The sequence below is a fragment of the Mucilaginibacter sp. genome, from assembly GCF_964263795.1.
Lineage (GTDB): Bacteria > Bacteroidota > Bacteroidia > Sphingobacteriales > Sphingobacteriaceae > Mucilaginibacter.
Genome location: NZ_CAXVWK010000112.1, coordinates 24,417 through 49,453, shown reverse-complemented (window position 1 = coordinate 49,453; position 25,037 = coordinate 24,417). Strand labels below are relative to the sequence as shown.

General features: G+C 44.2%; 24 protein-coding genes. 14 read left to right on the top strand and 10 right to left on the bottom strand.

Features of this window, described 5'->3' with window-relative positions; all coding sequences use genetic code 11:
- From ACE5CV_RS17880 to ACE5CV_RS17855, 6 genes are all read right to left on the bottom strand, one after another.
- Positions 1 to 639: a hypothetical protein gene (locus ACE5CV_RS17880; RefSeq protein WP_374951561.1), complete on the bottom strand. Its 639-nt coding sequence runs from the start codon at positions 637 to 639 to the stop codon at positions 1 to 3.
- A 9-nt stretch (positions 640 to 648) separates the two neighbouring features.
- Positions 649 to 1,800 carry a beta-ketoacyl synthase N-terminal-like domain-containing protein gene (locus ACE5CV_RS17875; protein WP_374951560.1) on the bottom strand — a complete coding sequence of 384 codons (1,152 nt, stop codon included), beginning with the start codon at positions 1,798 to 1,800 and terminating at the stop codon, positions 649 to 651.
- Between the two features lie 10 nt (positions 1,801 to 1,810).
- Positions 1,811 to 2,254, bottom strand: coding sequence for a 3-hydroxyacyl-ACP dehydratase (locus tag ACE5CV_RS17870; protein ID WP_374951559.1), 444 nt, complete (start codon positions 2,252 to 2,254; stop codon positions 1,811 to 1,813).
- Positions 2,235 to 2,963, bottom strand: coding sequence for a 3-oxoacyl-ACP reductase FabG (gene fabG / locus ACE5CV_RS17865; RefSeq protein WP_374951558.1), 729 nt, complete (start codon positions 2,961 to 2,963; stop codon positions 2,235 to 2,237). The genes ACE5CV_RS17870 and fabG overlap by 20 nt, the downstream gene beginning before the upstream one ends.
- The gene (gene hutH, locus ACE5CV_RS17860) at positions 2,963 to 4,510 is read right to left on the bottom strand and encodes a histidine ammonia-lyase (RefSeq protein ID WP_374951557.1); all 1,548 of its coding nucleotides are present in this window, start codon (positions 4,508 to 4,510) and stop codon (positions 2,963 to 2,965) included. The genes fabG and hutH overlap by 1 nt, the downstream gene beginning before the upstream one ends.
- A gap of 307 nt (positions 4,511 to 4,817) precedes the next feature.
- A complete protein-coding gene (locus ACE5CV_RS17855; protein ID WP_374951556.1) occupies positions 4,818 to 6,101 on the bottom strand; it encodes a phenylacetate--CoA ligase family protein in 1,284 nt (427 codons plus the stop codon).
- 128 nt (positions 6,102 to 6,229) lie between these two features.
- Here ACE5CV_RS17855 and ACE5CV_RS17850 point away from each other — a divergent pair, with 128 nt between their 5' ends.
- The 14 genes from ACE5CV_RS17850 (at position 6,230) to ACE5CV_RS17785 (ending at position 19,809) form a co-directional block, all read left to right on the top strand.
- The gene (locus ACE5CV_RS17850; protein ID WP_374951555.1) at positions 6,230 to 7,159 is read left to right on the top strand and encodes an alpha/beta hydrolase; all 930 of its coding nucleotides are present in this window, start codon (positions 6,230 to 6,232) and stop codon (positions 7,157 to 7,159) included.
- 70 nt (positions 7,160 to 7,229) lie between these two features.
- Positions 7,230 to 7,481: a hypothetical protein gene (locus tag ACE5CV_RS17845; RefSeq protein ID WP_374951554.1), complete on the top strand. Its 252-nt coding sequence runs from the start codon at positions 7,230 to 7,232 to the stop codon at positions 7,479 to 7,481.
- 141 nt (positions 7,482 to 7,622) lie between these two features.
- Positions 7,623 to 8,051 (top strand): LexA family protein, encoded by a 429-nt coding sequence (locus ACE5CV_RS17840; RefSeq protein ID WP_374951553.1) that lies wholly within the window; start codon positions 7,623 to 7,625, stop codon positions 8,049 to 8,051.
- Positions 8,035 to 9,288, top strand: coding sequence for a Y-family DNA polymerase (locus ACE5CV_RS17835; protein ID WP_374951552.1), 1,254 nt, complete (start codon positions 8,035 to 8,037; stop codon positions 9,286 to 9,288). Before ACE5CV_RS17840 ends, ACE5CV_RS17835 begins: the two co-directional genes overlap by 17 nt.
- 87 nt (positions 9,289 to 9,375) lie before the next feature.
- Positions 9,376 to 9,984 (top strand): SOS response-associated peptidase, encoded by a 609-nt coding sequence (locus tag ACE5CV_RS17830; RefSeq protein WP_374951551.1) that lies wholly within the window; start codon positions 9,376 to 9,378, stop codon positions 9,982 to 9,984.
- 1,182 nt (positions 9,985 to 11,166) lie between these two features.
- Positions 11,167 to 11,298, top strand: a complete 132-nt coding sequence (locus tag ACE5CV_RS17825; RefSeq protein ID WP_374951550.1) for a hypothetical protein — start codon at positions 11,167 to 11,169, stop codon at positions 11,296 to 11,298.
- 8 nt (positions 11,299 to 11,306) lie between these two features.
- Positions 11,307 to 11,522 carry a hypothetical protein gene (locus ACE5CV_RS17820; RefSeq protein WP_374951549.1) on the top strand — a complete coding sequence of 72 codons (216 nt, stop codon included), beginning with the start codon at positions 11,307 to 11,309 and terminating at the stop codon, positions 11,520 to 11,522.
- A 162-nt stretch (positions 11,523 to 11,684) separates the two neighbouring features.
- On the top strand, positions 11,685 to 12,782 hold the full coding sequence (locus ACE5CV_RS17815) for a S8 family serine peptidase (RefSeq protein ID WP_374951548.1): 1,098 nt from the start codon (positions 11,685 to 11,687) through the stop codon (positions 12,780 to 12,782).
- Between the two features lie 7 nt (positions 12,783 to 12,789).
- Positions 12,790 to 13,791 (top strand): trypsin-like peptidase domain-containing protein, encoded by a 1,002-nt coding sequence (locus ACE5CV_RS17810; protein WP_374951547.1) that lies wholly within the window; start codon positions 12,790 to 12,792, stop codon positions 13,789 to 13,791.
- Positions 13,781 to 14,857, top strand: coding sequence for an SIR2 family protein (locus ACE5CV_RS17805; RefSeq protein WP_374951546.1), 1,077 nt, complete (start codon positions 13,781 to 13,783; stop codon positions 14,855 to 14,857). Before ACE5CV_RS17810 ends, ACE5CV_RS17805 begins: the two co-directional genes overlap by 11 nt.
- A complete protein-coding gene (locus ACE5CV_RS17800; RefSeq protein ID WP_374951545.1) occupies positions 14,854 to 16,245 on the top strand; it encodes an ATP-binding protein in 1,392 nt (463 codons plus the stop codon). Before ACE5CV_RS17805 ends, ACE5CV_RS17800 begins: the two co-directional genes overlap by 4 nt.
- A 51-nt stretch (positions 16,246 to 16,296) precedes the next feature.
- Positions 16,297 to 17,610, top strand: coding sequence for a hypothetical protein (locus tag ACE5CV_RS17795; protein ID WP_374951544.1), 1,314 nt, complete (start codon positions 16,297 to 16,299; stop codon positions 17,608 to 17,610).
- A gap of 83 nt (positions 17,611 to 17,693) precedes the next feature.
- Positions 17,694 to 18,185, top strand: a complete 492-nt coding sequence (locus ACE5CV_RS17790) for a hypothetical protein (RefSeq protein ID WP_374951543.1) — start codon at positions 17,694 to 17,696, stop codon at positions 18,183 to 18,185.
- Positions 18,186 to 18,786: 601 nt separating this feature from the next.
- Complete coding sequence (locus ACE5CV_RS17785; RefSeq protein WP_374951542.1) at positions 18,787 to 19,809, top strand: acyltransferase family protein; 1,023 nt, start codon at positions 18,787 to 18,789, stop codon at positions 19,807 to 19,809.
- Positions 19,810 to 20,165: 356 nt separating this feature from the next.
- Here ACE5CV_RS17785 and ACE5CV_RS17780 read toward each other — a convergent pair whose 3' ends face one another.
- Genes ACE5CV_RS17780 through ACE5CV_RS17765 form a run of 4 tightly spaced genes read right to left on the bottom strand, consistent with a single transcriptional unit; the run spans position 20,166 to position 24,979 of the window.
- Positions 20,166 to 21,587 carry an exosortase Y-associated Wzy-like protein gene (locus ACE5CV_RS17780; RefSeq protein WP_374951541.1) on the bottom strand — a complete coding sequence of 474 codons (1,422 nt, stop codon included), beginning with the start codon at positions 21,585 to 21,587 and terminating at the stop codon, positions 20,166 to 20,168.
- Positions 21,584 to 22,771, bottom strand: coding sequence for a glycosyltransferase family 4 protein (locus ACE5CV_RS17775; RefSeq protein ID WP_374951540.1), 1,188 nt, complete (start codon positions 22,769 to 22,771; stop codon positions 21,584 to 21,586). The genes ACE5CV_RS17780 and ACE5CV_RS17775 overlap by 4 nt, the downstream gene beginning before the upstream one ends.
- Complete coding sequence (locus ACE5CV_RS17770) at positions 22,768 to 23,856, bottom strand: acyltransferase family protein (RefSeq protein ID WP_374951539.1); 1,089 nt, start codon at positions 23,854 to 23,856, stop codon at positions 22,768 to 22,770. Before ACE5CV_RS17770 ends, ACE5CV_RS17775 begins: the two co-directional genes overlap by 4 nt.
- A complete protein-coding gene (locus ACE5CV_RS17765; RefSeq protein WP_374951538.1) occupies positions 23,846 to 24,979 on the bottom strand; it encodes a glycosyltransferase in 1,134 nt (377 codons plus the stop codon). Before ACE5CV_RS17765 ends, ACE5CV_RS17770 begins: the two co-directional genes overlap by 11 nt.
- Between the last annotated feature and the right edge of the window lie 58 nt (positions 24,980 to 25,037).

Here is a 25,037-nt window from a genome sequence, read left to right as displayed (position 1 = left end):
TTAATTTTCTGAATTAAATACCGAAGCTAAATTTTGTGGCGAAAACGCTAAGGCATTGGTCACCTCCCTTTCTATCAAATATAATGCTGCTTTGTAATCATTACCCAATACATCAACCCAACCACAGATGCAGGCCGATGCTAACTTTTGGTCCATCAGGTAACTTACCTGCTTATAAATAAATTCCGAATCAAATTCCTCCTGAATGAAAAATGCGTGTTCACCCTTAAAATTGTTCCGGATACAGATCTCGCCGATGACAATATTAGGTAAAGTGTACACAAATACCGACGGACTGGCAATTTCGGCAATGGTCTTAACGTATTTCAGATCGTTGTCCAGGCTGGAGTTGGCGTTGGCCAATACCACGGCAACCCCGGCAGGCTCATAAGCTTCTTTTAAACCGGCATCTTTAAGTAATATTTCAGATGCCAGCCAGCCTAACTTGCTCAGGTTATCCATTTTATAAAATTTTGGATAATTGAACGCAAAGTGCTGATATATCGAAAGCAAAAAATCGGGCAGTGAAGTGCCTGCGTTGCTAAATAGTTCTACGGCATCCTTGTGAACTATTCCGCCTTGAATGGTGCAGCTGCCTGTTATATGTTTGTTGATGATCAAGTTACCTTTGCTGGTCAAAAATAAATTTTATTTACCAAAAATCACTGCCCCGTTACAGCCGCCAAAGCCGGATGCCGTCTTTAAAAATGTTTGGGCATCGATGGCCGTTTCGGCTGTGCAAACATTAACCGGATTAGTGACACCATTTTTGTGATAGCCAACAGTTGGCATCAGCGAACCTTGCTCTACTGACTGCAAGGAAATTACCGACTCGATGATACCCGCAGCGCCTAAAGTGTGGCCATAGTTACCCTTTAAACTGTTTAGCGGTACGTGTTGTAAGCCGGCCAGTGTTAAAGCTGTCGCTTCCATTTCATCATTATAGGCTGTTGCGGTACCATGCGCAGATATAAAGTCAATAGACGATGCATCCTTACCTGCATCTGTCAGGGCGTGGTTTATCGCGCCCGCCAGTTCTTCGCCTGTGCGTGATGGGCCAGAAATGTGGTTAGCATCATTACTTACTGCCCCACCTAAAACCTTGATATTGCCGGCGTATTTTTCGTCAGCTGATAAGATAATCGTTCCCGCCCCTTCGCCCAAATTAAGGCCGGTTCGGTCTTTATCGAAGGGTTTACAAACATCACTGCTTAGTGCCTGGAAGGATTGAAAACCCGATACCACAAATTTCGAAATAACGTCAGCCCCGGTTATAACTGCTGTATTGTACTCTCCCGTGCGGATCAAACGCATGGCCGTTATAACAGCCAGCACACCCGATATACAGGCGTTTGAAACCACCACCGGCTTGGTCGTAAAACCAAACTGCGCGGCTATTATTTTTGCTGATGTATTTAAAGAAACCCGGCTGTTAAGCGCTGCACTTTCAGGCTGTGTCTCCAGCAGGCTGATGTTTCCTTTAGTGGAGGACAGGATGAACAAAGTTTTATTGCCGGCGATGTCTATGCTGGTTTGGCTTAAAGCCCCTGTTATCGACTGCATGCACAACCGCTCGAACCGGGTGAGATCCTCGTCTATCTGATCAAAAAAGTCGTTATCCTTATCAAATAAAGATGCCATAAACGGCTCAGCAGCAATTTCGCTGTCAAATTGCTTTTTCACTGATGTTAACCCGGCTTTCAGGGCCAAGAAATTCTCCTCACTGGTATCACCTAAGGGCGAAACTATATTGTGTGTTATAACATAAACACTTCGGTTATTTTCTTCACCTGCACGCATCTTGTCTGTTTTAGTTACCGGCAAATACCTTCATTTCGCAGCTGGCAATCAACACCGCGCCAAACCAAACTTTACCGGCTATTATCGTCACATCAAAAACCTGTTCGCCAATTGTAACCTCGGTGATGAGTTCATCACCAACAGACGGCAGACTGAACACCTCAAAGTTTTTAACGTTACCTATAAAGCCGTTCTTTACAGGCCCATCGGTTTGCCGGGCTATGTAACCAGCCCTTAAAGCAGCTGTTTGTGCGATGTTTTCCATCAGGCCGGCTTCCTGGAATAAACCGTCCTTTACAAACACGCCACCGTCTATAATGGTAAAGCTGCTACGTGTTTGACTATCACTTACCTCCAATAGTTTATTTACAAATACAAAAGGATGTTTTTGGGGGATCAGGGCGGTGATATCGTCGACAGGGAACTGCATCGGCTCAGGAATATAAACCACCATTTACTGATAATACTTGCCCGGTTACATAAGATGCACCCTGCGATGCCAGAAAAACAGCTGCATGCGCGACCTCTTCCGGCGTGCCGAAACGTTTGGCGGGTATTAATGAGCGTAATTCCTTTTCATCCAGTCCTTCTGTCATATCGGTACGGATAAAGCCCGGGGCCAATGCATTAACGGTGATACCCTGCCGGCCAATCTCCTGCGCGAGCGCTTTGGTGGCCCCTATCACTCCCGCCTTAGCTGCCGAGTAATTAGTTTGCCCTGCCAGGCCTTTTAAACCGGATAGCGAAACAATATTGACTATGCGGCCATATTTACGCATCAGCATGCCTGTCAGTACTAAACGGGTAACATAAAAAAAGCTGTCTAAATTGGTTTTAAGCACATTATGCCATTGGGCAGGCTCCATCCAAGCCATCAGGCTATCGTCGCGGATACCTGCATTATTGATCAGTACTTCTATATATTTTTCCGGATTGTTGCTTATCCAGTCGCCAAGTGTTGTAGTAATAGCATCACTATCGGCAACATCAAATGGCAACAAAACACCGTCGCTGCCAGCTTCCTTTACTAATGTTAAAGTATGCTCTGCTTCGGCGGTATTACTTTTGTAATTAATGATGATAAAATATCCTTCGGCTGCTAGTTTGGTGCAAATGGCCCTGCCTATCCCTCTCGACCCGCCGGTGATTAAAGCACATTTCATCAGGCAAAAGCGTTTATGCGTTCGTTATTTTCTAGGAATTCTTTGATCTGTGCCAAGTCCTTATATTTGGGTTGATCTTCCACAAATTTAGGGAAGATGGCCCTTACCTCATCGTAAACCAATTTAGATACAGTTGATAGCTTATCCTGGCAACCAAGGTGATCTATGGCTTGTAAAATGGTCATGAGGTGGATGCCCAATACCTCGAATGAATTATCTATAACTCTCTTGGTCATCAATGCTGCGTTACAGCCCATGCTTACAATATCCTGGTTGTCGTTATTGTTAGGGATGCTGTGCACATACATTGGAAATGACAGCGTTTGGTTCTCTGCAACGGTTGATGTGGCCGTAAATTGCATTCCCTGCATGCCAAAGTTAAAGCCCAGAACGCCCAAATTCACAAACGGAGGCAGCTTTTGATTGAGCCTGCTGTTGAGCAGGTAGTTCAGCTGGCGCTCGGCCAGCATGGATAATTTGGTAGTAGCAATCTTTAGCTTATCCATCTCCAGCGATACATAGTCGCCGTGAAAGTTGCCACCATGGAATATATTCTGGTTCAGATGATCAATCACCGGGTTATCATTTACCGAATTCAGCTCGTTCACCAGCACTTGCTCTGCCTGTTCAATGGTATCGTAAATTGGGCCCAAAACCTGGGTTACACAGCGTAGTGAGTAATACTCCTGCACTTTATCCTCAAATACTTCCTGGTCAAGGTTCTCCGGGTTGTAAAGGTGTTCAGACCGGTCGCGGATCATTTTACTGTCCGTCAGCACATCGCGCATTACCGATGCGATTTTGTTTTGGCCTTTATGATGTTTTACAATATTTAGTTCCTGCGAGTAATGATCGTCAAAAGCACCTACTATCTCATTAATCATAGCCGAAAATAGCAGCTGCCAGTTCAGTAATTTACGGGCTTGTATAATGTTTATCATCCCGATCCCCGTCATGGCCGATGTACCGTTTAGCACGGCAAGCCCTTCGCGGATGTGAATTGATAAAGGTTTAATATCAAACTTATTAAATATAGTCTGGGTAGCATGAATTTCATCTTCAAAAATCACCTCACCCTCGCCTATTAATACCAGGCCCAGGTGTGCAAGCTGCACCAGGTCTCCGCTGGCACCAACGCCGCCATGCTCATATATACAAGGGCAAATGTCAAGGTTGATCATTTGCGTCAACAAATCAACCACATCCTGGTGCACACCGGAATAAGCCTGCATAAAGCTGCTCAAACGCGCTATCATCAAAGCCTTAGATAATTGGGCCGGCATGATCTTGCCACTGCCGGACGAATGGCTGCGGATAAGGTTATATTGCAACTGCAGGATATTTTCTTCGCTCACCTTGTACTGGGCCATCGGGCCAAAACCTGTGTTTATGCCGTAAATCAGTTTATTGGACGAGAACTGCTTCAGGAATTCAAAACTATCATTCACCTTTTGTAAGGCAACTTGGTCTAATCCAATTTGCTCATTTTTAAATATAAGGTCAGCGAAGTTGTTTAAAGAAAGTGTTGTTTGGCCAACAAGTATCATGGGCAGTTAAAGTTCTGTCAAGGGTGATCAATAATCAGCTAAAGTATAAAATATATGCAAAATACAGCGTATCCCACCTTATTAAATAAGACCGGCAAAACCTTTTGCAATGTTTTATTCCTGTAAAAACGCATTCTTTTCGGTTTGAAATTTTACAGTAATTGTGACAGCCAAAAAGTGTACAAAGGTTAACAAAGGTTTACACTTTTTTGTGAAAATCATACTATTTATTTGAATATCAAATATTTACAAAAAACATGGGTTAACATAAAAATTCCCTTAAATACAGGTAAAAGCATGCTAATATTTAAGCCCTTTTATCAATGAATTTAATTGGTTTACGGCTGACCTCGCTAAACTGGATCTTCTGGATCTCCTCAACAGAAAGGTATTTGATGTGGGGGCTTACGCGCAACCTTGCTTGTAAATACGCTCTTATGCGGTGGTCGCACTCTTCGCTGTCATCTGCCGGCACCAGGTAAAGGGCCACCTGGTCTAACCCTATCTCGTTTGAGTAAACTTCAATAACAAAGTCCAGGATCTCCTCGCGCTCGTTCAGCAAATCAAAAAGGGCCGGCGGGTAAAGCGTTGTGCCTTTAAATTTGATCATTTGCTTTTTGCGGCCAATAATAGATGATAAGCGCAAACTGGTACGGCCGCAGGCGCAAGGCTCGTCAAAGTACATGCACATATCGCCGGTTTTGTAGCGCAACAGCGGCATACCTTGTATACCCAGCGTTGTAATAGTTACTTCACCCGGGGTATTAGGGCCCACCGGTTGGTCGCTTTCATCAAGCAATTCAACAATCAACAGTTCCGGTTGGTAATGGCCACCTTTGCCTTCGGCACACTCGGTAAACGCGGTCTGCATTTCGGTACTGGCATAGGTAGAAAACAGCTGGATATCCCATGCTTCGGTAATCTTCTTACCTAGGATATTAAGGCTAAAATCGGTATTGCGGATGTTCTCGCCAATACAGATTGCCTTTTTTATAGAAGTTTGGCTGATGTCTATATTGGTTTCTTTAGCAAACTGAATCAGCTTTAAAATAAACGAAGGTACGGCAACAATGGTGGTTGGTTTTAACCGTTTAATGGTTTCCCATTGCAGGGCAGGCACACCCGGCCCTAAACGGACCATACCCGCCCCTAATTTGCGGATACCGGAGTAGTAGGCTATTCCGGCCATAAACTGCCTGTCCAACGTCAGCATTAACTGGTACAGGTCATGCTTAGTGCCGCCTGCGCACAAAAATGAATTATATTCATTGTACGCCAGCCTGTCCAGGTCGCTATCGGTAAGGGCAATGGTTACCGGGCTGCCCAACGTTCCTGACGTCGACATATACTCAACAATATTTTCGGCCGGTACACACAAAAAGTCGTCGTTGTATTTTTGAAGATCGTCTTTTGTTGTAACGGGAATCAGCGTCAGGTCTGCAACTTTCTTAACAGCCGCTACATCAACATTATGTTCTGCAAATAACCTTTTATAAAACGGGGAGTTTTCTGAAAGATACTTCAGCAGTTCCTGCAATTTTTGTTCCTGTATCGTTTCCGTATTATTCGCCTTATCCTTTATAATTTCCATTTCGTGATCTATCGTCGCCAAAAATTCAAATTTAATAAAAAACAGATGTGTGTCTAGTGTTGTGGGCACTTGTTTAATGCCCGGTAAAAAACATCTGCGTGTTGTATTTGTAACGTATATAAAATACCATGTTAAAACAGCAATTTTTATTTGCAGCATCGCTCTTGATCTCCGTTACATCGCTGGCGCAAGGCGGCGGATCCGTTAGATACAAAGACCTCGTGTTTCCCAATGTTGTTAAAACTGCCGACCAAACTTATAGTCCGGGTGATACAAAAGAAGCAAAGAAGGCGCATCTTTTTGATCTGTATCAACCCAAAGGAGACAATGCAACTGCCCGTCCCCTAATTATTTGGATGCACGGCGGCGGCTTTAAATACGGATCTAAAAATGCCAAAGGTGTAGAACTTTGGAGCGAAACATTTGCCCAGCGGGGTTATGTTTGTGTATCTATCAATTATACATTAAGCAAGCATTACCCCTTTTTACACTTTGACGAATTGCTGCGAAGCACCTATTACGCGGTACAGGATGCCCGCAAAGCGATAGCGTTTTTTAAAACCCATGCTAAAGAATACAACATCGATCCGGATAGGATCATTCTCGGTGGTAATTCGGCAGGTGGCATGATTGCATTGCAAACCGCGTACAGCACTAATGCCGAGCTGGCAAAGATTGCTGCCCTGCCGGATAGTGTGGCCGGTACCAAACAAACAGAATTTACCAAAGTGGCCGGTGTTATTAATTACTGGGGCAGCATTTACGACTTAAATTGGTTGAAAAACGCCCGTATCCCTATTGTATGTGTGCATGGCAGTAAAGACGGCATTGTGCCGCTTACACATAAGGATGCTCCACTGTACGGTAGTGTATCTATCCATGAAAAAGCTGACGATTTGAAAATCCCTAATGACTTTAAGCTGTTTGAAGGATACTCGCACGAACTGCAGAAGCATTTTAACCCTATTTTTGGAGTAAGCGGCGGCACAAAAGACAGGTGGCGCCAGGCAGGGCAGTTTACCGCCGATTTTTTATATAAAGCAGTACTTAGTAAATAATTGGCATCCCGTTAAACATTCGCCAAATTATTTAGTTTAAAATACATACATGCACTAAACCCTTAAAGAGATGAAAATTACAAAAGTTTACATGGTAGCCGCGCTTATGGCTGCAAGCATTGCAATTGCAGATGCTGCACCGGCTTTAGCCCAGCCGCTGGCATCGCCGGCGCAACGATTGCCTAATGCACCACCGCCACCGCCAGACCCCTTACATATTTTTAGTAAAAAACGCAACAGAAGGGCTGCCCCAAGGCGCCCGGCCCGCCGCAAGTTGAGCTTCCCTAAAATAAAGCTGCCACCCCCGCCGCCGCGCCCATAATATAGAAAAAGCCCTTTAAGCACCAGCTTAAGGGGCTTTTTGTTAGTGACTATCCTTGTTACAACTTTACAAACAACGCATCGCTCTAATATTTTACTAATAATATTAGCAATATAGGTGCCGATTTAATAAGTTTGTAACATGCTACGAGTTAGACAACACCGTGTAAAAAGAGATGTGCTGGGGTTTAGGTTGCCTATGCTCACTTATGAAGAACCTGAGCTGGATATATCAGAAATAGTTGTGATGGATCCGGATAACACCTTTTATATGCGGATGGGCAGCACAGCAATGACGGGCTATCATATCCTGCAGGACCATGTGCTGGTAATTGACCGTACCCTGCAACCGGTTCCGGGTAGTATTGTCGTATTTTTTCATGAAGGGGAGTTTTACACGCGCGAGTACCGGCCGGAGCAAGGCCGTTTATTACTGAAAGCCGATAGGGATAATATCATTATTCAAAACTCAGAGAATTGGAGCTGCTGGGGTGTGGTAACAGTTACCTTAAACCCGGTGTTGCAGCCGCAGCATCGTATGGGGAGGTACGCCCGTGTTTGCGCATGTTGATATTAATAACTGTTACGTAAGCTGCGAAAGGCTGTTTCGCCCTGAATTAGAGGGCCGCGTAGTGGTGGTATTATCCAATAATGATGGTTGTGTAATTGCCCGCAGCAACGAGGCAAAAGCTATCGGCATTAAAATGGCCGATGCTGAGTTTATGGTACGCGAGCGATTAAAGGATAGCAACGCTGTAATATTTAGCAGTAATTACCCTTTGTACGCTGATATGAGCGCCCGGCTTATGAATAACCTGGCACGGTACACCTATAAACTGATGGTTTACAGTATCGATGAGGCATTTATGGCATTGGGTAATATCAAAGGGATCAATTTAGCTCATCATGCGGCCACTATCAGCCATAACGTAGTTTGCCATACCGGTTTGCCTATAACAATTGGTATCGGCCCCACCCTTTCATTAGCCAAACTGGCCAATAAAGCGGCAAAAAAACATAAAAAACCTTACATGGTGCTGGATAGCGCATTTAAAATAAATGATGCGGTCATAGATTTCCCCATCGAAGATGTGTGGGGCGTAGGTCATGCCTATTATAATAAACTTACGGAGTTTAAGATCAAAACTGCACATGATTTTCGCCAGTTAAAACCTGACTTTGTGCGTCAGCATATGACTGTACAGGGCTGGCGTTTACACCAGGAGCTTTGGGGGATTCCCTGTAACCCTATAAAAGATATTGCAGAACGCTCTAAAGGTATTGAAAGCAGCCAAAGCTTTAACACATACCAAACCGAACTGGATCCCATCACAGAGGCCGTATCTATGCATGCTGCAACAGTGGCGTTAAAATTGCGCCAGCAAAAAAGCATGGCACTTACCCTCACCATCTATTTGCGCACCAACAAGCATAATGTAAAGCACGACCAGCATTATCCAAGTATTACTATCAAAATTCCTTTTGCTGCCAACAGCACCCACCAATTAACTATGGTGGCGGTACAAGCCATAACCGCTATTTGGCAACCGGGCTATAATTACCTCAAAACGGGGGTGCGCGCCACCGGCATTATTCCCGAAAATGAACTACAGTTTAATTTATTTGCGGGGTACGAACATAGCCGTGAACAAAAACTTTCGGGACTGATAGATGATTTGAACAGCCGCTACGGCCGGGGCACCTTGCGGCTGGCAGCTGAAGGCTTTGAACGCAAATGGATTATGAAACAGGATTACCTAAGCAAGCAGTATACTACTAACTGGGCCGACTTGGTAGTGACCAAATAACTAGACCGAAAAGTTGTTAACTAATCCGATTAAAATTTTCACATTTTTGCTAAAATTATTAGTTTTGTGTTTTAACCTGATAAACATATGTGCGGACACGTTGAAATTGGCGAGCAAAAAGATATCAAAATAATTACGCGTGACGGTGGTGCTTACACCCCTAAAAGCAATTCGTCCGGCAATCCAGGCTCGATGCTGCCCGTAGTTACCGACGCCATGCCCGACAAGGTGCAACAGTTTCGCTGGGGTTTACTATCAATGGATGACGACAAAATCCACAGCCGTAATAAACATGCACGCATCGAATCCTTATTTTTGGTACCGCTTTGGCGTGAACTCATGGGTCGTAAACACTGCGTTGTAAAGATCCAGGCATTTTTTGAATACAACCGCGAGCAGGAACGCACCTACCGGATTGAACGTGCAGACGGCCAGCCATTTTACATCGCCGGCCTTTGGGACGTTTGGTTTGACATTAAAACGGGCATATTACTGCCTACATTTACCATGATCACGATGCCACCCAATGCTGCAATGGCCGAAATACACGACCGCATGCCGGCCATCATCGAACGCAGCGACATCAAAACCTGGATAAACAATAACTACACCGCCGAACAGCGAGTGGAGTACCTCCGCAGCAAACCATGCCAATCATCAATGCTAAATATCACTGTAACGAAGGATAACAAGTAACGCAAGGGTGGTTACTTGCCGATACAGTAAGTACTTATTCCATGATTATCAGATAGTTAAAGGTTTTAAGTAACAATTTAGCAATAAAAATTCATTTCCTTTTTTAGGTCATTTTTGTTGCTATTTTGTTTCTGGGGTGTGGAAAACTTGGCGAAAATAAGAATTATTTTACATTAACATCCAATTGTACCGGAAGTAACTATTTCTTAGATTGCGCTACAAGGTCATTCAGTCTTTCAAAATTACGGGCAGTTGCCGCCACCTTATCACCGCGCGCTAAAACCGCTTCGGTCAGATTCCGCCTAATCCAAGTGAGTTTCCTGTTATAAACCAATTTTTTTTCATTGTCTGTAACTTTAATTTATACAAAGGTAGTTGCCATTACAGCGCAGAGTTTTTTAAGCTCAAATTACTTTGTTGAATAGCTCATTATAGTGGCAAAAAAATGAAGCGTTTATACATATGAACAGGCCTTTGCCTAAGATAATAGCAATCAAATTTTCATGGATTCAGTCCAGGTGCTTTTATCAGTACTATAAAGTTGATGCCATTTAGTTTTGAAGGTTCAAGTGAGGGAGGGATTAGAACCCTAACGTATATACCACTAAGGATGAGTACATTATGCTTCAATCAAAACCTTATTTCAACGAATGTTTCAATCTTATTTTTATAGCTTTATTCTAACAAAGTATTAATAATAAATTGATAATCAAAGTGTTTAAAGATTCACTACATAGAACTTCGTAAAGTCCATCCATTCTATTATAAGATAGTAAAACTCATTGAAAGTTCAATAAATATCCATTTCTTACCCAAGTGTTGCACCTCGGTTAAAAATCCTGATTTGCCAAACCTCGGTTATTTAATGAAAGTGTTATAATACTTAACAGAATTTAACAAAAAGGTTGCTCAAAAAGTTCGTATTTTCATCTTCGGATATTAATGTTAACCAATTGGAACATAAAATATGATGATCATTTACCTTAAAACTTTCTGGGGAAGCATCACTTAACGAACTTTTTCCAGTATATTCCATTAAGAAGAATTGCCAATAAGCAGGTTTTTCATGTCTCCATATACTGATTTTATAGTTGGTCAAAACCACGTAAAACTACGTGTTTTTTGAAAACATATGTTTTTTTGATTTGGATGATTTAGATTTGAACAACCTATACAACAATCATGGAATCACAATTTTATATCCGTCCGGCAGGCTTTGCTGATCTTACCGAGAAAGTGACGAACCCGCCGGGCATTTTCTTACCGGAAGCCGCAGGCCACTTCATCATCCATGGGATGACGCGCACCTCCTGAAGCGGAAATTGAAAACACCCGACTATATCGAACCCGATCTCAAGATACAAAACCCGGAAGCTGAAATGGCGATAGAAGCCGCTGTAAATAACGAAAGCTTCGGATTGGAAACTTTGGCTTTTGATGATTATGACCCGGACTGGCCGCACCCTGTATACGGAAATTTGCCGGATAAACAGGTTTGGTATATTGCTTACGGCTTTTCACAACTGCAAAATGCCTAGGAGCTGGCGGAAACGACCGGGAACATCGTTCGCATTTGTCATTTTGACACGGGTTATGATCCCGGTCACATTACTTTTCCAAAAGAAAATATTGACTTTCACTTACAAAAAAATTTTGTGGAGGGCGGCGACTCTGCCGAAGACGAAGGGTCAGAGGGCTGAATGAAACAGCCGGGCCATGGGCCGGGAACATTGTCTATTCTTGCCGGGAGAACGGTCAAGCTGCCACAATACCATTATAACGGGTACCTTGGCGTGCATGGCAATATCCGCATCGTTCCGGTCAGGATCGCCAAAAGCGTTGTGCTCTGGAAAAATAAAGCATTCACCGATGCGCTGGAGTATGTGCTCTCCTTGTATGACAACCCGGATACCCGTTGCCATATCATCTGTATGAGCATGGGCGGCATGCCTTCGAAGGCCTGGGCGGACGCGGTCAACCGTGCCTATGAAAAAGGGATTTTCATCGTTACCGCCGCAGGCAATAATTTCGGGCGGATCACACCTTCTACCCTCGTTTATCCGGCAAGGTTTAAACGGGTGACGGCAACATGCGGGGTAACCTTTGACTATTCCCCGTATTATAAGCCTGTTTCGCCGGCCTATACCGGCACCATGCAGGGCAATTTCGGCCCCCGTAAAGCCATGAATAAGGCCATCGCAGCCTTCACCCCAAACGTGCCATGGGCGCTTTACCACACAGAGAGCCAAGTCAGTATCAACGGCGCGGGAACATCATCTGCGACTCCTCAGGTCGCCGCAGCGGCCGCCATTTATTACCAGCGGCACTATGAAGATCTTGAAAAATTAAAAGGCTGGGAAATTGTTGAAAAGATCCGCGGTGCTATGTACCAGAGTGCGGCACGAAAGATCACGGGTAAACCGCAGGAAGACATCCGCCTGTACTTCGGTAACGGCATACTGCAGGCCGGACGCATGCTCGCGATATCGCCTGGGCAAGTTGACATCTCTTACCAGGAGCCGGATGAAGTCAGCTGGCCATTTTTAAAAATGATTACAGGGTTATCGGTATTGGAAACTACCGAAGTTGATGATGATGGGACGAGGGAAATGTATGAAACGGAGATTCTGCAGCTGATCTCCAGGTCGGCAGGTTTACAGGAACTCTTAGGACACGAAGAAAGGTCCTTTGACGAGCTCAGTGAGGAAGAGCAGAAAATATTCATTAAATCAATTTACGACGCTCCGGAAACATCGGCCAGCCTCCGTGCGCTGATTGCAAGTCTTCAAATCATTTAGTATGGCTATGAAACTTTTTACGAAAGCAGTGGTACAACTCCGGGACGCGCTTAGTGTGCTGGTACCGGATAAAAAGCAAGCCATATCCATTTTAAATGCGGCCGGTATCTCCCGTTCTAACATTGATATCGACGGATCTCCCATCGTGATGTGGAACGAGATCATTCAATATACCGCGGCAAATGAACAAACGGATGACCTTGTCAATGTGGCCCTGGAGTATTTTCCAAAAAATGCGCACTTGCTGACCTACCGGGATCATACTATGACGGACCATAACCCCGGACCGGATATCCGTAAAACCGAATGGAAAGATCTGGATGATGCTAACGGTTATGAAGAGATCATTGAACGGACGAGTACGCTGCTGCCCGTCAGATTTCTCGCAATAGGATTAACCTGTTCAAGGGCGGTAGCCAAAATTACTTCAAATTACGGAGGCCGTAATTGCGCGGGTACGGGTTTCTTGATCGCCGGCAACCTCATCGTTACGAACCATCATGTCCTTCCTGAAGCGTCTTCCGCGGCCAATGCGGTAGTTACCTTTGGTTTTGAGGAGAGCGAAGAGGGACTGGCTGCCGAGAGCCAAGACTTTCGTTTAGCGCCGGAGATCTGCTTTAAAACTTCCCTGACAGATGACTGGACAATTGTTGCAGTAAGCGGTGACGCGAACACCGGCTACGGTATGTTGCAACTTTCGGACGGGCAGGTAAAAAAGGGCGATAATGTAAACATCATTCAACACCCTGGCGGGCGTTACAAGCAGATCGCCTTGTACCACAACATCGTAACTTATGCCGACGAAAATATCGTTCAATACTTAACCGATACAGAACCTGGTTCGTCCGGTTCTCCCGTGTTTAACAACAGTTGGGAAGTGGTCGCCCTGCACCACAGCGGAGGTATGCTTCGTGAGCCGAACCTTCCTCATAAGGTGATGCGAAATGAAGGTATAGCTGCTAACAAGATCATCAACGCTTTAATTTCCATAACTCAAAATGCTGGATAGTCAACAAAAGAACAATTTGATTGATATCGGGACTGAACTGGTCACCGATAAAGCCGCGATGAGGGTTGTCCTTAACACCGCTGGGATCAACAAAACCAAAATTGACCTGAACGGCGCGCCGGCGGAATTCTGGGAAAATACACTCGACCATGTCATTGCCGAGAAAAAGATCAACAGCTTTTTAAATGCTCTTGTTGCCACTTACAAAAACAGGACGCTGCAAGGTATTTTGGAGGAGATCGAGCAGTCTACCTTTGAAAATATAAACAATCATATCCGTGTACTGATTGCCGAACGGAAATGCGTTTTGTTTCTGGGCCCTGAATTTCTGACATGCTGGGATGGAAGCAGAACAGCCCTTTTTACTACTTTTTTCGCGGAAAAGTTAGCCGGGATATTGACCGGGCAAAATACCTATTACGATAAAAAAGAGACAAGCAATCTCAGCTATATGATCAACAGATACGAGAGCAACCCTAACCGGCTGAGAGGTGAAACAGGTATTGAAGCAGAAGAAATTTATTTATCCGGTTCCGTGGTCACCAATTATTATGAACAGTTCTTCAAGCTTAATTTCCCGTTGATCATTAATACAAACCCGGATACGGTCATTCCGGACAATCATCCGAATGACTGCCTGGCCGGGCACTATGACCAGTCCAACGCCGCGTACGTATTCGACCCTGACGAATGGCCGGATGACAAAACGATCGTTTACAACATCTTCGGGTCTTTCAAAAGCCCGACCTCGCTCCTTTTTACGGAAAAACAGGCGGTAAATTTTGCGCGAAAAGCTTATGAGCGCCAGCCCGAAATACCAAAAAAGATCCGCGAGATTGTCAGTGAAAATCATGCGCTGTTCGTTGGGTTCGATTTTACAGACTGGCATTTCAAAATCCTTTTTGATGTACTCGATTTGAAACACCGGCAAGGGAATTACGCGATAGTCTCGGCCAGGGAAAGGGTTTCAGAACAAAATAAAGAGTACTATCGCAAACATTACAACCTCAAATTTTCAGAGGGCACATTAAACAGTTTCCTAAACGATATCAAGCAAAGACCATGAACCAAGGTAAAGACCGTTTCCCCGGACTGAAATCATTCGAAAAAAATGATGCTGACCTGTTTTTCGGGCGAGATGCGGAAATCATACGACTTGCGAAAATGATCGTCCACAACCGGGTCAATTTGGTGTACGGCTCCTCGGGTGTCGGTAAAAGTTCGCTGTTAAATACCATTTTCCGAAAGAGCGCTATGCTCAGTGAATATATACCTATCCGGATCAGGCTCTCACCTCAACATCTGAGCAACTTGGAAAGTGACACTATTTTGCCACACTTGCGGATCATCAAAGGTAGATTAGCAAAGAAACTGAAGCCGCATGGTATCGACCTGCTTTCCGACCTGCCCGAAGAACATGAAAACACCTTCAAGCTTTGGGATTACCTGAAGCATGCGGAAAACAAACTTATTGAAAAAAAGACCGGGAAGATAATTGTTCTGATCTTCGACCAGTTTGAAGAGCTCTTCACCTATTTCAAAGAAGACACGAATGAATTCGTCCAGCAGCTTTCCGAAGTAACACATGATCTGTTACCACTGCGAATTTTAAAGGATGCACGTTCAATGTCTCTTACAGATCGTCATGCCGCAAAACCCAATTATTTTGTTCAGCCGACAGTAAGGATACTTTTTTCGATCCGTTCAGACAAATACTATTTATTGAAAGACATAGCCGCTTACCTGCCGAACCTCTATGACAACCAGCTTGAACTCAAACTCTTTACACCCGATAGCGCTACCCAAGCCATTCTTGGCCCTTGCAGGCTCAGCAATAATGACCTTATATTTAATTCGCCGCCGATCCAAATTGCGCCGGAAGTTATCAATGCTATCGTCAGCAGTTTGTGTGACATCAGGGGCATAGATCTTTCCTTCCTGCAGATCATCTGTTATTATATTGAAGACGCCGTTAAAAACAAAATCCCGTCTGCCGATCATCCGGCAGATCCTTTACTATTGACCGAGCCGTTTCCTTTTACGGAAGAAATTTTTAAAAATGAAATTCAGATCGACTTTATCTTGGATTCTTTTTATACCATTCAGCTGAACAAGATCGAAGACCCCCACAAAAGGTCACTTGTACAGCATGCCTTGGAGGATGAACTTGTAAGCGGCGGACAACGGACCATCCTTGTCGAAAACCAGTTTAGGGAAGCCATCGGGAATGACGATGATTTGATTTCTTTCCTGCAAAACTCCCGCCTCATCCGCACTGAATACACGCCTGACGGCAGAAAAACCTTCGAGCTCAGCCACGACAAGCTCATAGCATCGGTTCAGAAATCAAAAACCATGCGCCTCGGCCAGGAAACTTTAGAAAAAGAAGCACTGGAAGCTCGCATCCGCTATTATGAACAAGTCAAACGATTTGAAGCCGAAGAAAAACTTTAGCTGAAGGCTTTAAAAGAAAAAACAAAGGAAAGAAAGAACAGAATTATCCTGATGTACGTAACCGTTGCCATGCTTGCCGGCGTCCTGTTTGTATTGTACTTATACAGCCAGTTGCGCAGGGCAGTTAACATCAACGTCGAAAACCAAGCACAAACTTTTTTTGGCCATAATGACCATTACATGGCCTTCGAGCTTTGGGACACTTATTCAAAACAGTTGGTTTCCACATATAAAAAGGATACCATCACACAATTATTGAATGACACCTTGTTTTATGACGTCTCCGGTGGCGACAACCTGATCAGTCTGAATGACCATCAGTGGGCCGTACACAACCGGAACAGCAGCATCAGTATTTGGACAGCCGATAAAACGTTTGAACATTTGGTTCAAACCCCGTTAAGTTCAGCGCTTAACCTGGAGGTTTCTGATACAAAAAAATACATGGCTTACAGGAATGCGGCAACAGGTGAGATCGAGGTCTACAATATCAAAACAGGTACCGCCAAAAACATTAACAATTCCCGATACGAGAATTTCACACAACGTAAAGCCAAGCAAAACCGGGAAAGAAGCAACAACCCGGTAGATTATAAAATGGGCTTTATCAAGGAAACCGATCTGATCTCTTACGTGGACGCTAAGGGGTTTACCTTTATTTACGATCCGGAGCACCAAATAGCAATCGGAGTTAGCGTGCTGGCCCAGGTAAAGTACAATTCGCAGGACATCCCTGACATTTACCAGTTTTCGAAAGGGATGAAATACCTCGCGATCAAAAACGATTCCGTAACGCTTTTTAAGTGGCAAATAGGAACCCCGCTCAAAAAGATCAGGGAAATCCATAACCTCAGGTATTTCTATCATTCCGCTCTCCCCGATACGCTAGTCTACCTTTCAGACAATCAAAATCTTGTTATCGAGCCTTATGTATTAGATACGCGCGAGAGTTCCTATCGTCCATTCTCGAAGCTTAAAGATGCGCTGATTTCCCCCGATGGTACCAAGGCCCTCATTCAGACAAACAATGATAAACTCGTCGTCTACAACTTTCGCCGGAAAAGCATTTACAATTATATCGATGGAGCAAAACTTTTTGCCGACTATAAAAACGTAAGACGCTTCCCGGCCTTTCGGTCGGTTACCCGATGGATAGATGGCGGAAATCGCTTTACCCTGCGAAAGACAGATGGCCGTATTCTGCTGCAAAACCTGCTTCAGTCAAAACCATTGGCCGTATGTGACCAAAATGAGAATTGCAACTATCTTTCCAACATAGATAATTACAGATATATCATCACCCCAAACGCCCATTACAGCGCTTACGTCGATAAAAAGGTTGGTTGCATGTCTTTGATATCTTAAAGCAAAAGCAGATTGATTCTGTGCGAATCATGCCGGAGTCAATAGCGGCTGGAAAAGGGCCTATCAACCTTGAATCTTACTATTTGGATGATATCATCAAGTTTAGCCATGATGGCAACAAGATCGCCTATATTAAAGAATTCTACACTAACCACGGAACCCTGGAAATCGTAGACTTAAAGACCATGAAACGCACGACCGTAAAACACGCGGTGAAAAAGTTAGGGGATAATTTCAGCGATCGCTTCATACAGATCGTCAATGACTATAATATCACCGGCGGATTATTCTTCCTGAACGGCAGGGAAAGAAGCCTGGCCTATTACAGGGAACTGTACCCCAAGTTGAGGCCAAAAGACAAGCGTGCGCTCGGCGTGGATACTTTAATTATTCGCTATAAAGGTTCAGTGTCTAGCAACCATTTTTCCTGGATCATTCCTGTTCTGCTAACGATCCTGACCGTTGCTGGTCCGCCCGTTTTCAGTTCTTCCACATTCGTGATTTCGGCGGACGGAATAATGACCTCCTTCTTTGAGAAACCGAATACGTGGCCGTGTAATGAAAATTCTTCTTGAACATTATAGACAAATTTCATAGCCTGCCCTTGCTCGCTGATCCCTTTAAAAGTTGCCAGTGTATCTCTTTGCAATTCATTGAACGTAAAATTGATTGTGTCCGAGGTTTTAAAATCAAATGGTTCCTGATTGATGATCGAGATTAGCGCATCGGTCACTTCTTCCGATTGTTTAGTCGGCTCGCTGAAATCTTGAAAACTAACTTTAAAGAAAGACTCTATTTTGACGAGCTTGTTCAGATAATTGATGTAAGCAAGCGCTCGTTTAGCCTCGTTTTCATCAACTATAGATTTCTTGGAAAAACTTTCGCCGTTATGAAATATGATCGTAGCCCCATCGCCGGAAAATGCATGGTTAAGAAATTGATAAACTTCCAGTTCATCCTTGGTATTCGTATGGACCGGATCATGCCTATATTCAAATTTGAGCAGGAAGTCTCATCAATGCAAACCTGTATATCTCGGTTCTCCTGTGATGCTCTATTAGATTGAAGCACTTTTAGATAAGGGCCCTTTGTTACTCGAAAGGACTCCACGTATTAAATAGCGAAGATAAAGCTAATAAAAAATGTATCTTGTTGGCATATCTTATCAATCCGATCATGCAGGATAGACATACCCGAAAATGGTTTTACGGTATTGACAGCTTACGATTTATATTGGCGCTCCTGGTCATGCTTTATCATTTCCAAAATGTGTATGCGCTTAGCTTAAAAAAATCAGTTTATCTTCCTTTAAAAGTAGTAGGGGTGTTTCTGGCAAATGCGATTGATGGCACATCAGCCGTAATTGCATTCTTTATCATATCAGGTTTTGTGATCCATTATCCCTCCAAAAAAGGGATTAGCAGCATTCCGCAATTTTTAGTCAGGCGATTCGTAAGAATTTTGATTCCACTTGCCGTAATTGCAGGAATAGGTTTGGGGTTTGACCATCCGGAAAAATCGGTTACCTGGAGTTTATTCTGCGAACTAATCTATTATGCGATCTACCCGCTCTTGTTAAAAATCAAATTAAGCTGGAAAGTCAAATTTATAGCGGCCTGGCTTATTGCGGCCCTATTCATAGGTATTGTTGCGAATAATGATGTGTGGGCATTTATCCGTCAATCAAACACCAATTATCATGGTTATTACTGGCAATTCGGAATTTACCTTACATGGATCGCCGGCATGCCCTGCTGGCTGCTTGGCGTGCTAATAGCTGAACATATAGACGATCTTAAAACTACTACCATCCGGACTTTAATATACTACCGATTAGGTGTGTTTGCAGCCAGTTCTTTTTGTTGTTTTGCGCAGTTTCATATGCATTTAAGCTACGTACTGTCCATGAACATTCTTGCGCTCTTATTGTACAAATGGCTGCAAACTGAGATCATTTATTATAATACGGAACAGCCCAACTTAATATTAGAGAAAATGGGCAAATTCTCCTATTCCTTATACATTTGCCATCCTGTAACATTTCTATTATTAAGACAGATGATCGCATTGAACGGCTTTACCTATCCATTATTTATGGTGCTAACTATAGGGGTTGGTTATCTTTTTTACTTATTGGTAGAGCGGCCTTCACACCGATTGGCACAAAGTATCAACCGGAAATATTTCAATCTTTTTTAAATTTAAAAAATGATTAAACCATTATCACGCATCGTACCTCCCAGATAATAATATCGGGTAAATAAGCTAAAATGGACGTTGAAAGATTTGAGGGAAAACAGAACCCAGGAACCTAAATAATAAACTGCTTCCGGACCGAGGCATAGGAATATGATGAAGAACGTCCCTGAGCGCCTAATTATATCGGATGCCCGAACGCAGGAAGGTTGTCATATATTTAAAGGAACAGTCTACGGATACCAGTAGCCGGGGGACAAAGTAGCTATCTGTTGCGGATGCTTTGATGAGATAAGAGAAAAGATCAGTTTAAGAGGTCCTCTTATGATAGCGGCAGCGGAGAGCGGGGCCTTAGGCGGCTACATGGGGGAATTATGACTAACGTGTACTTTAAGAACGCTGGTAAAACGCAACACCTTGAAGATAATCATCATACTGATGTAACTCCAAAACACACTGTTAACTAAAAACTCGAAACTCATCCCGCGCCAAAAAACCTCAAATAATCCGCCGAATATCAATGCGCAGCCTAGTGTATAACCACCAAATAACTGCTCCGCCTTGAGTGCTATAAGCTGTGCAGCGGCACCATAGATAAATAAGGCCAGAAAAATGCCCGGCGCCCCGAAAGTCAGGTAGGCATCTACGATAACTGCCGGTTTAGCAGACACCTGGGAGTTACGGCTAATCACATTGGCAACATAAACGCGCTCCATGATCATGTCCTCGGTAACAGGTTTGGACGGCCAGAAAAAACGCGGGATAACGGCTATGGCGGCCTGCTCAATAATTGAAAACCGATAATAATCGACGTATTCCGGCGTCGATTTAATATAATCGGTGAACATATCTATTTCACTTAACCGGTAAACCAAAAATCCCCAGTTAGTATCGTCAATATCGTCATTATTTAGGACCCCGTCTATAGCGAGCTGCGAAGCATCTGCAGAAGTTTCTCCATTCCCCCAGGCATTGCCCCGGAAGGAATTAACGTATGATGGAAGATAAACAAACAACGCTAGCATCAGCGGAACAAAAAAGACAATCACCGCCTTTTTATAAGACGGATACAAGAAAATACCTAATACCAAAACACTGACGATCACGGGTTCTTTGAAGCCGGAGGTCAAAGCGTTATAAAAATTAAAACTGTATAAAATAAAACAGATGACCGTTTGCGGAAGTTTCCGAAGAGGCAGCGCAAATGCAAGCGCGAGTGTTCCGGATATAAAACTCAGTGAGTTCAGCTGAAAGTAAAACTGTGCCAAGCCTGGGGTTGTTAAAAAAAAAAGGGAAAGCGGGAAGGTGATCAAAGCAACCGTTAACAGCAGGTTCGCGATCTTTTCCTTTTCAACATAATACTTGGTCACTGCCGGATATTTCATAAAGACCAAGATCCCACTTACAAAGGCAGCATGACCCAGGCAATAATAACGCTGGCACTGAGCTGTAAGTAATAACTGGCTATGATCGATGTTGACAACCGCGTAAGCCGTGTGATAACTACCCGTAAGATTGAGGAAATAAAATATGGAAGAGCAGCTCATGTACCCTGCGAATATCAGATGCACAAGATAAACAGGGCGCATAAGTTGATTGGCTAATGTGCGGTCGGCAGGTAAGGGCTTGATTACTCCGGCAAACACGACGAAAAAAATATAGAAAGATCCGCACCAGGCGATCAGGTAAGAAATAACCGGACTGGTCTGCAATACCGTAGCCAGTGCCCAGGGTAAGAATAGAATCACATATTTAAACCGTTGGTTATCGCTGATCTTCATCGTTTCTTATCAAGATTTGCGGAGGATACCGGATCCACTCCAATTTTTTTCTCGATCGCTTCGGCGAACGCTGCAAAATTCCAATCTTTTATTATCTGCGCAGATCGTTCTCCATATAGCTTTAGCATTTTCCGGTTGACCAGCAAGTTGTTAAAAATATTCAGCAGACTGGCCGTACTTCCACTTTCGAAAACGCCGCCATTGGCAACAGTAACAAGATCGGCCGCGCAACCGACCTTATTGGAAACGACCACCGGTTTGCCGCAGGCCATGGCCTCGTTAACCGCAAGTCCCCATGTTTCAGCAGGGCCGCCGGAAGGAAGACAGAAAACATCGCAAGCCTGGTATAAGGCAGGCATCCCTGACTGGTTTTGAAAATCCATGAACTTAATATGTTGTTTTCCTGTAGCCTTTTGGCGTAGCAATGTCTCTAAAGGTCCGCTGCCTGCAAAAAGCAAGTGGCAGTTATTTCCGCTTAAAGTTAAAAAGGCATCCATGAGCAACTCCGGGGATTTTTTATTTTCAAACTTACCGGCAAACAAGATCAGTATGTTGTCTTCTGGCACACCGGCCGCATCTCTTATTTTTTTTACCGCTTCACCTGCAAATTTGCCAAAACGCTCGTTATCAACAGCATGAGGGGCAAAACTCAATTGAGTTTCCTGTAACCCATATTTTCGAAAGTAAGCTTTATTATTTGTGCCCACAAAAAAAGCGTGATCAATATGGCGGTAAACCCATTTCAGCCAAAATGTTTTCAATTGACGTTTGATCACGGAGCCTGACTCATCAAGCAAGGTTGAATCACCGCGGAAATAAATAGGTATACGGCCATGATAATGGCAAAGGACGCGCAGGTGGCTGCGGTAAGCCCAACCAAAAACCAGCAAAGCATCTGGCGCAAACCGATCGATACTCGCGATCAGTTTCGGGTTAACAATACCATTAAAGTGATGGGAACCCGGATCAGCGGCTGTGTTGATGACCCATTCATAAGCATATCCATCTAATAAGGGTATATCCCAGGCAAAGGTTTTTGAAAAACCCGGATCGTGTTTAGTGACAGCCTTTTCACCCCAGGTATAAAATACCCGCAAATTAACCAGGCCCCGGGAGGTTAGCAAACGGAAAACCGGTGCGTAATACTGGACGGGATGACTAACGATAATGGCAAGTTTTTTCATTTGGAGGTCATGTTGCCAACCGATAAAAATGGCTTTTCAAGAACGGTGTAACTTAGTAAGGAAAGCGGATATAAAATCAGGATGCTGCAGCCGGTGGCTACAAGCGGCCCGAAGATCCCCTGAAAGATTCCCCACCGGACAATGTAGCCGGTTACATAAGGAAATATCAGGGCATGAAATAAATAAAAACTGTAAGAAACACGGCCTAGGGATACCATCAAACGATTGCCGAACAGGCGGGCAAGCCTGCCATTTGACGTAATGATTATATAAAGAAAACCCGAAAACCCTATACCCATGAGGGTAAATCCTGCGAGTTTGAAAAGATTATAATAATGCACAGCAAGCCTGAGCGCCCTTTCAGATACCAGGACCCTTCCGGTACAGATAATCGCTACGAAAATAAAAAACCAGATCTTTCTGTTCTTAAAGGCAGGCCTGGGATATAAAAGCAGCCTCGCGGTGAGTATCCCTGCACCGAATTCGACACCCCGAAATAATATGGTTCCGGTAAGATAATCAGAACCCGCCTTATAAACGAAAACTGTTGTGACGGCGGCTAAGCCTAGGAGACTGAACAGGTACAGAAAAGACCTTCGAAAACCTGCTTTACGCTGCCAGACCAGCAAGAGGCTCACTAACAGATAAAATTGCCACTCTACGGTCAGTGTCCAGAAGTGGTTCGCTACACCATATTCTCCCAGCCAGTAGTTGAGATAAAAAAGACTGTGTATCAATTGTAATCCTTGCATCCGGCTTCCGGAATTGAAAAAATATTCGTGTAACAGGTAGATGACTGTGGCTGTGTAGAATGCAGGTGACAGCCTGACCCATCTTTTCAAGAAAAAGTGCCCAAAGTCCCGGTAAGATGAAAAGGGCCTGCGGCTATAAAAATAATACATACAAAAACCGCTGATGACGAAAAACAGCTCCACGCCGTTTCCGCCAATGGCTATTATGCTGGCCAGGTCAAGTTTGCCCACATAAAACCTCGGATTACCAAAAAGCGTCCAGGTATGTATCCATAATACGCCGGCCGCTGCCAAAAAACGCAGGCCGTCAAGTGCTTGTATCCTATTTTTCAAAATTGCTGATGACCTGATCAAATAATTTAACCTGTTCACCGGTTAGTGCTTCGGCACTGTATTGTTGGAAACCCGGGCGGTGGACAATCGTTTTAAAATCCCCGACGGCCCAGGCTGAAAGCACCCGACCGATGTCAATGGCCACATTTTTCCGTTGAAGGCCAAAAGTCACTATCGCTGCGCCCTCCACGCATTCCTGCAGTGTGTTGACCGCCGTACTTTGTTCGTGAAATATCGCCAGCAGGGGCTTATGAGATAGCAAATACGGATAAAGTTTGGATGGTGTATAGTTTGGGTCGTCAGAGCCTGGAATCAATAACGCGTCTGCATTTTCGAGGGCCGATAAGGTGTGGTAGTAACTGATCCTGTCCGTGAATTCATATACCTGGTCGCCCAAGCCGTAGCGAGCCGCCAGCGGTTCGACCGTTGGAATTCCGCTTCCCTGCCTGGCATAACTGGTGCCGATAAAATAAAACCGGAACTTTTTGTAAAGATCCGGTTCAACCGAAAGGCCCGTACGAATCGCTTTAAACATTGGCCGGAGTGCCTGATGCATATCTGTTCCGGCGCGGCCCACATATACGATACGGATCACACCGGTGCCTGCCAGGTTGATAAACCGGTCCCGGTTGGCCTGCGCAACTTTCAGGTCAGGCGCAAAGGCACCAAAAGTAATAACAGCCTCTGGGACATGGGTAATCCGTGGATACCTGGCTTTTAGGTCCCTGATATACTTTTCCGATACCGCCATCAGTCCATCAGCTTTGCCCACCGCCAAAGGTTCAAGGTACTTGTTCAGCCGGTAAGAGAACCAGTATTTAGGCGGACGCTCGTTCCGGGGTTTATCCCGGTAGTAATCCGAATGCCAGGGATCTTGCATATCAATCACGTAAGGGATGCCGAACTTTTTCTTCCACCATGCCCCTAAAATACAGACCGGAAATTGCGTGGTGGAAAAGAAAATAAGATCAAAATGGTTGGCTTTCAATAACCGGTCGACGTACTTTTTGTAGTAGATCAACGATCTGAGGCCAATGCTCCCCAAGCCAAATTTTGTTGTCCATTTCAAGGAAAGTGCCCCGACTTTATGAATGATCACCCGCGGTGGTATGCTCTGGAGCAATAATTCATCTGTTACCATTTGCGCATGCTTTTCATCCACAACGACGACCTCAACCTCC

Excerpts from the sequence above, each read along its gene's own strand:
- hutH (WP_374951557.1), bottom strand. The coding sequence starts at position 4,510 with ATGATACTTGTTGGCCAAACAACACTTTCTTTAAACAACTTCGCTGAC.
- ACE5CV_RS17780 (WP_374951541.1), bottom strand. The coding sequence starts at position 21,587 with ATGAAGATCAGCGATAACCAACGGTTTAAATATGTGATTCTATTCTTA.
- ACE5CV_RS17795 (WP_374951544.1), top strand. The coding sequence starts at position 16,297 with ATGTACGTAACCGTTGCCATGCTTGCCGGCGTCCTGTTTGTATTGTAC.
- ACE5CV_RS17810 (WP_374951547.1), top strand. The coding sequence starts at position 12,790 with ATGAAACTTTTTACGAAAGCAGTGGTACAACTCCGGGACGCGCTTAGT.
- ACE5CV_RS17830 (WP_374951551.1), top strand. The coding sequence starts at position 9,376 with ATGTGCGGACACGTTGAAATTGGCGAGCAAAAAGATATCAAAATAATT.
- ACE5CV_RS17875 (WP_374951560.1), bottom strand. The coding sequence starts at position 1,800 with ATGCGTGCAGGTGAAGAAAATAACCGAAGTGTTTATGTTATAACACAC.
- ACE5CV_RS17815 (WP_374951548.1), top strand. The coding sequence starts at position 11,685 with ATGAAACAGCCGGGCCATGGGCCGGGAACATTGTCTATTCTTGCCGGG.
- ACE5CV_RS17840 (WP_374951553.1), top strand. The coding sequence starts at position 7,623 with ATGCTACGAGTTAGACAACACCGTGTAAAAAGAGATGTGCTGGGGTTT.
- ACE5CV_RS17785 (WP_374951542.1), top strand. The coding sequence starts at position 18,787 with ATGCAGGATAGACATACCCGAAAATGGTTTTACGGTATTGACAGCTTA.
- ACE5CV_RS17775 (WP_374951540.1), bottom strand. The coding sequence starts at position 22,771 with ATGAAAAAACTTGCCATTATCGTTAGTCATCCCGTCCAGTATTACGCA.
- ACE5CV_RS17845 (WP_374951554.1), top strand. The coding sequence starts at position 7,230 with ATGAAAATTACAAAAGTTTACATGGTAGCCGCGCTTATGGCTGCAAGC.
- ACE5CV_RS17870 (WP_374951559.1), bottom strand. The coding sequence starts at position 2,254 with ATGGTGGTTTATATTCCTGAGCCGATGCAGTTCCCTGTCGACGATATC.
- ACE5CV_RS17850 (WP_374951555.1), top strand. The coding sequence starts at position 6,230 with ATGTTAAAACAGCAATTTTTATTTGCAGCATCGCTCTTGATCTCCGTT.
- ACE5CV_RS17805 (WP_374951546.1), top strand. The coding sequence starts at position 13,781 with ATGCTGGATAGTCAACAAAAGAACAATTTGATTGATATCGGGACTGAA.
- ACE5CV_RS17825 (WP_374951550.1), top strand. The coding sequence starts at position 11,167 with ATGGAATCACAATTTTATATCCGTCCGGCAGGCTTTGCTGATCTTACC.
- fabG (WP_374951558.1), bottom strand. The coding sequence starts at position 2,963 with ATGAAATGTGCTTTAATCACCGGCGGGTCGAGAGGGATAGGCAGGGCC.
- ACE5CV_RS17800 (WP_374951545.1), top strand. The coding sequence starts at position 14,854 with ATGAACCAAGGTAAAGACCGTTTCCCCGGACTGAAATCATTCGAAAAA.
- ACE5CV_RS17855 (WP_374951556.1), bottom strand. The coding sequence starts at position 6,101 with ATGGAAATTATAAAGGATAAGGCGAATAATACGGAAACGATACAGGAA.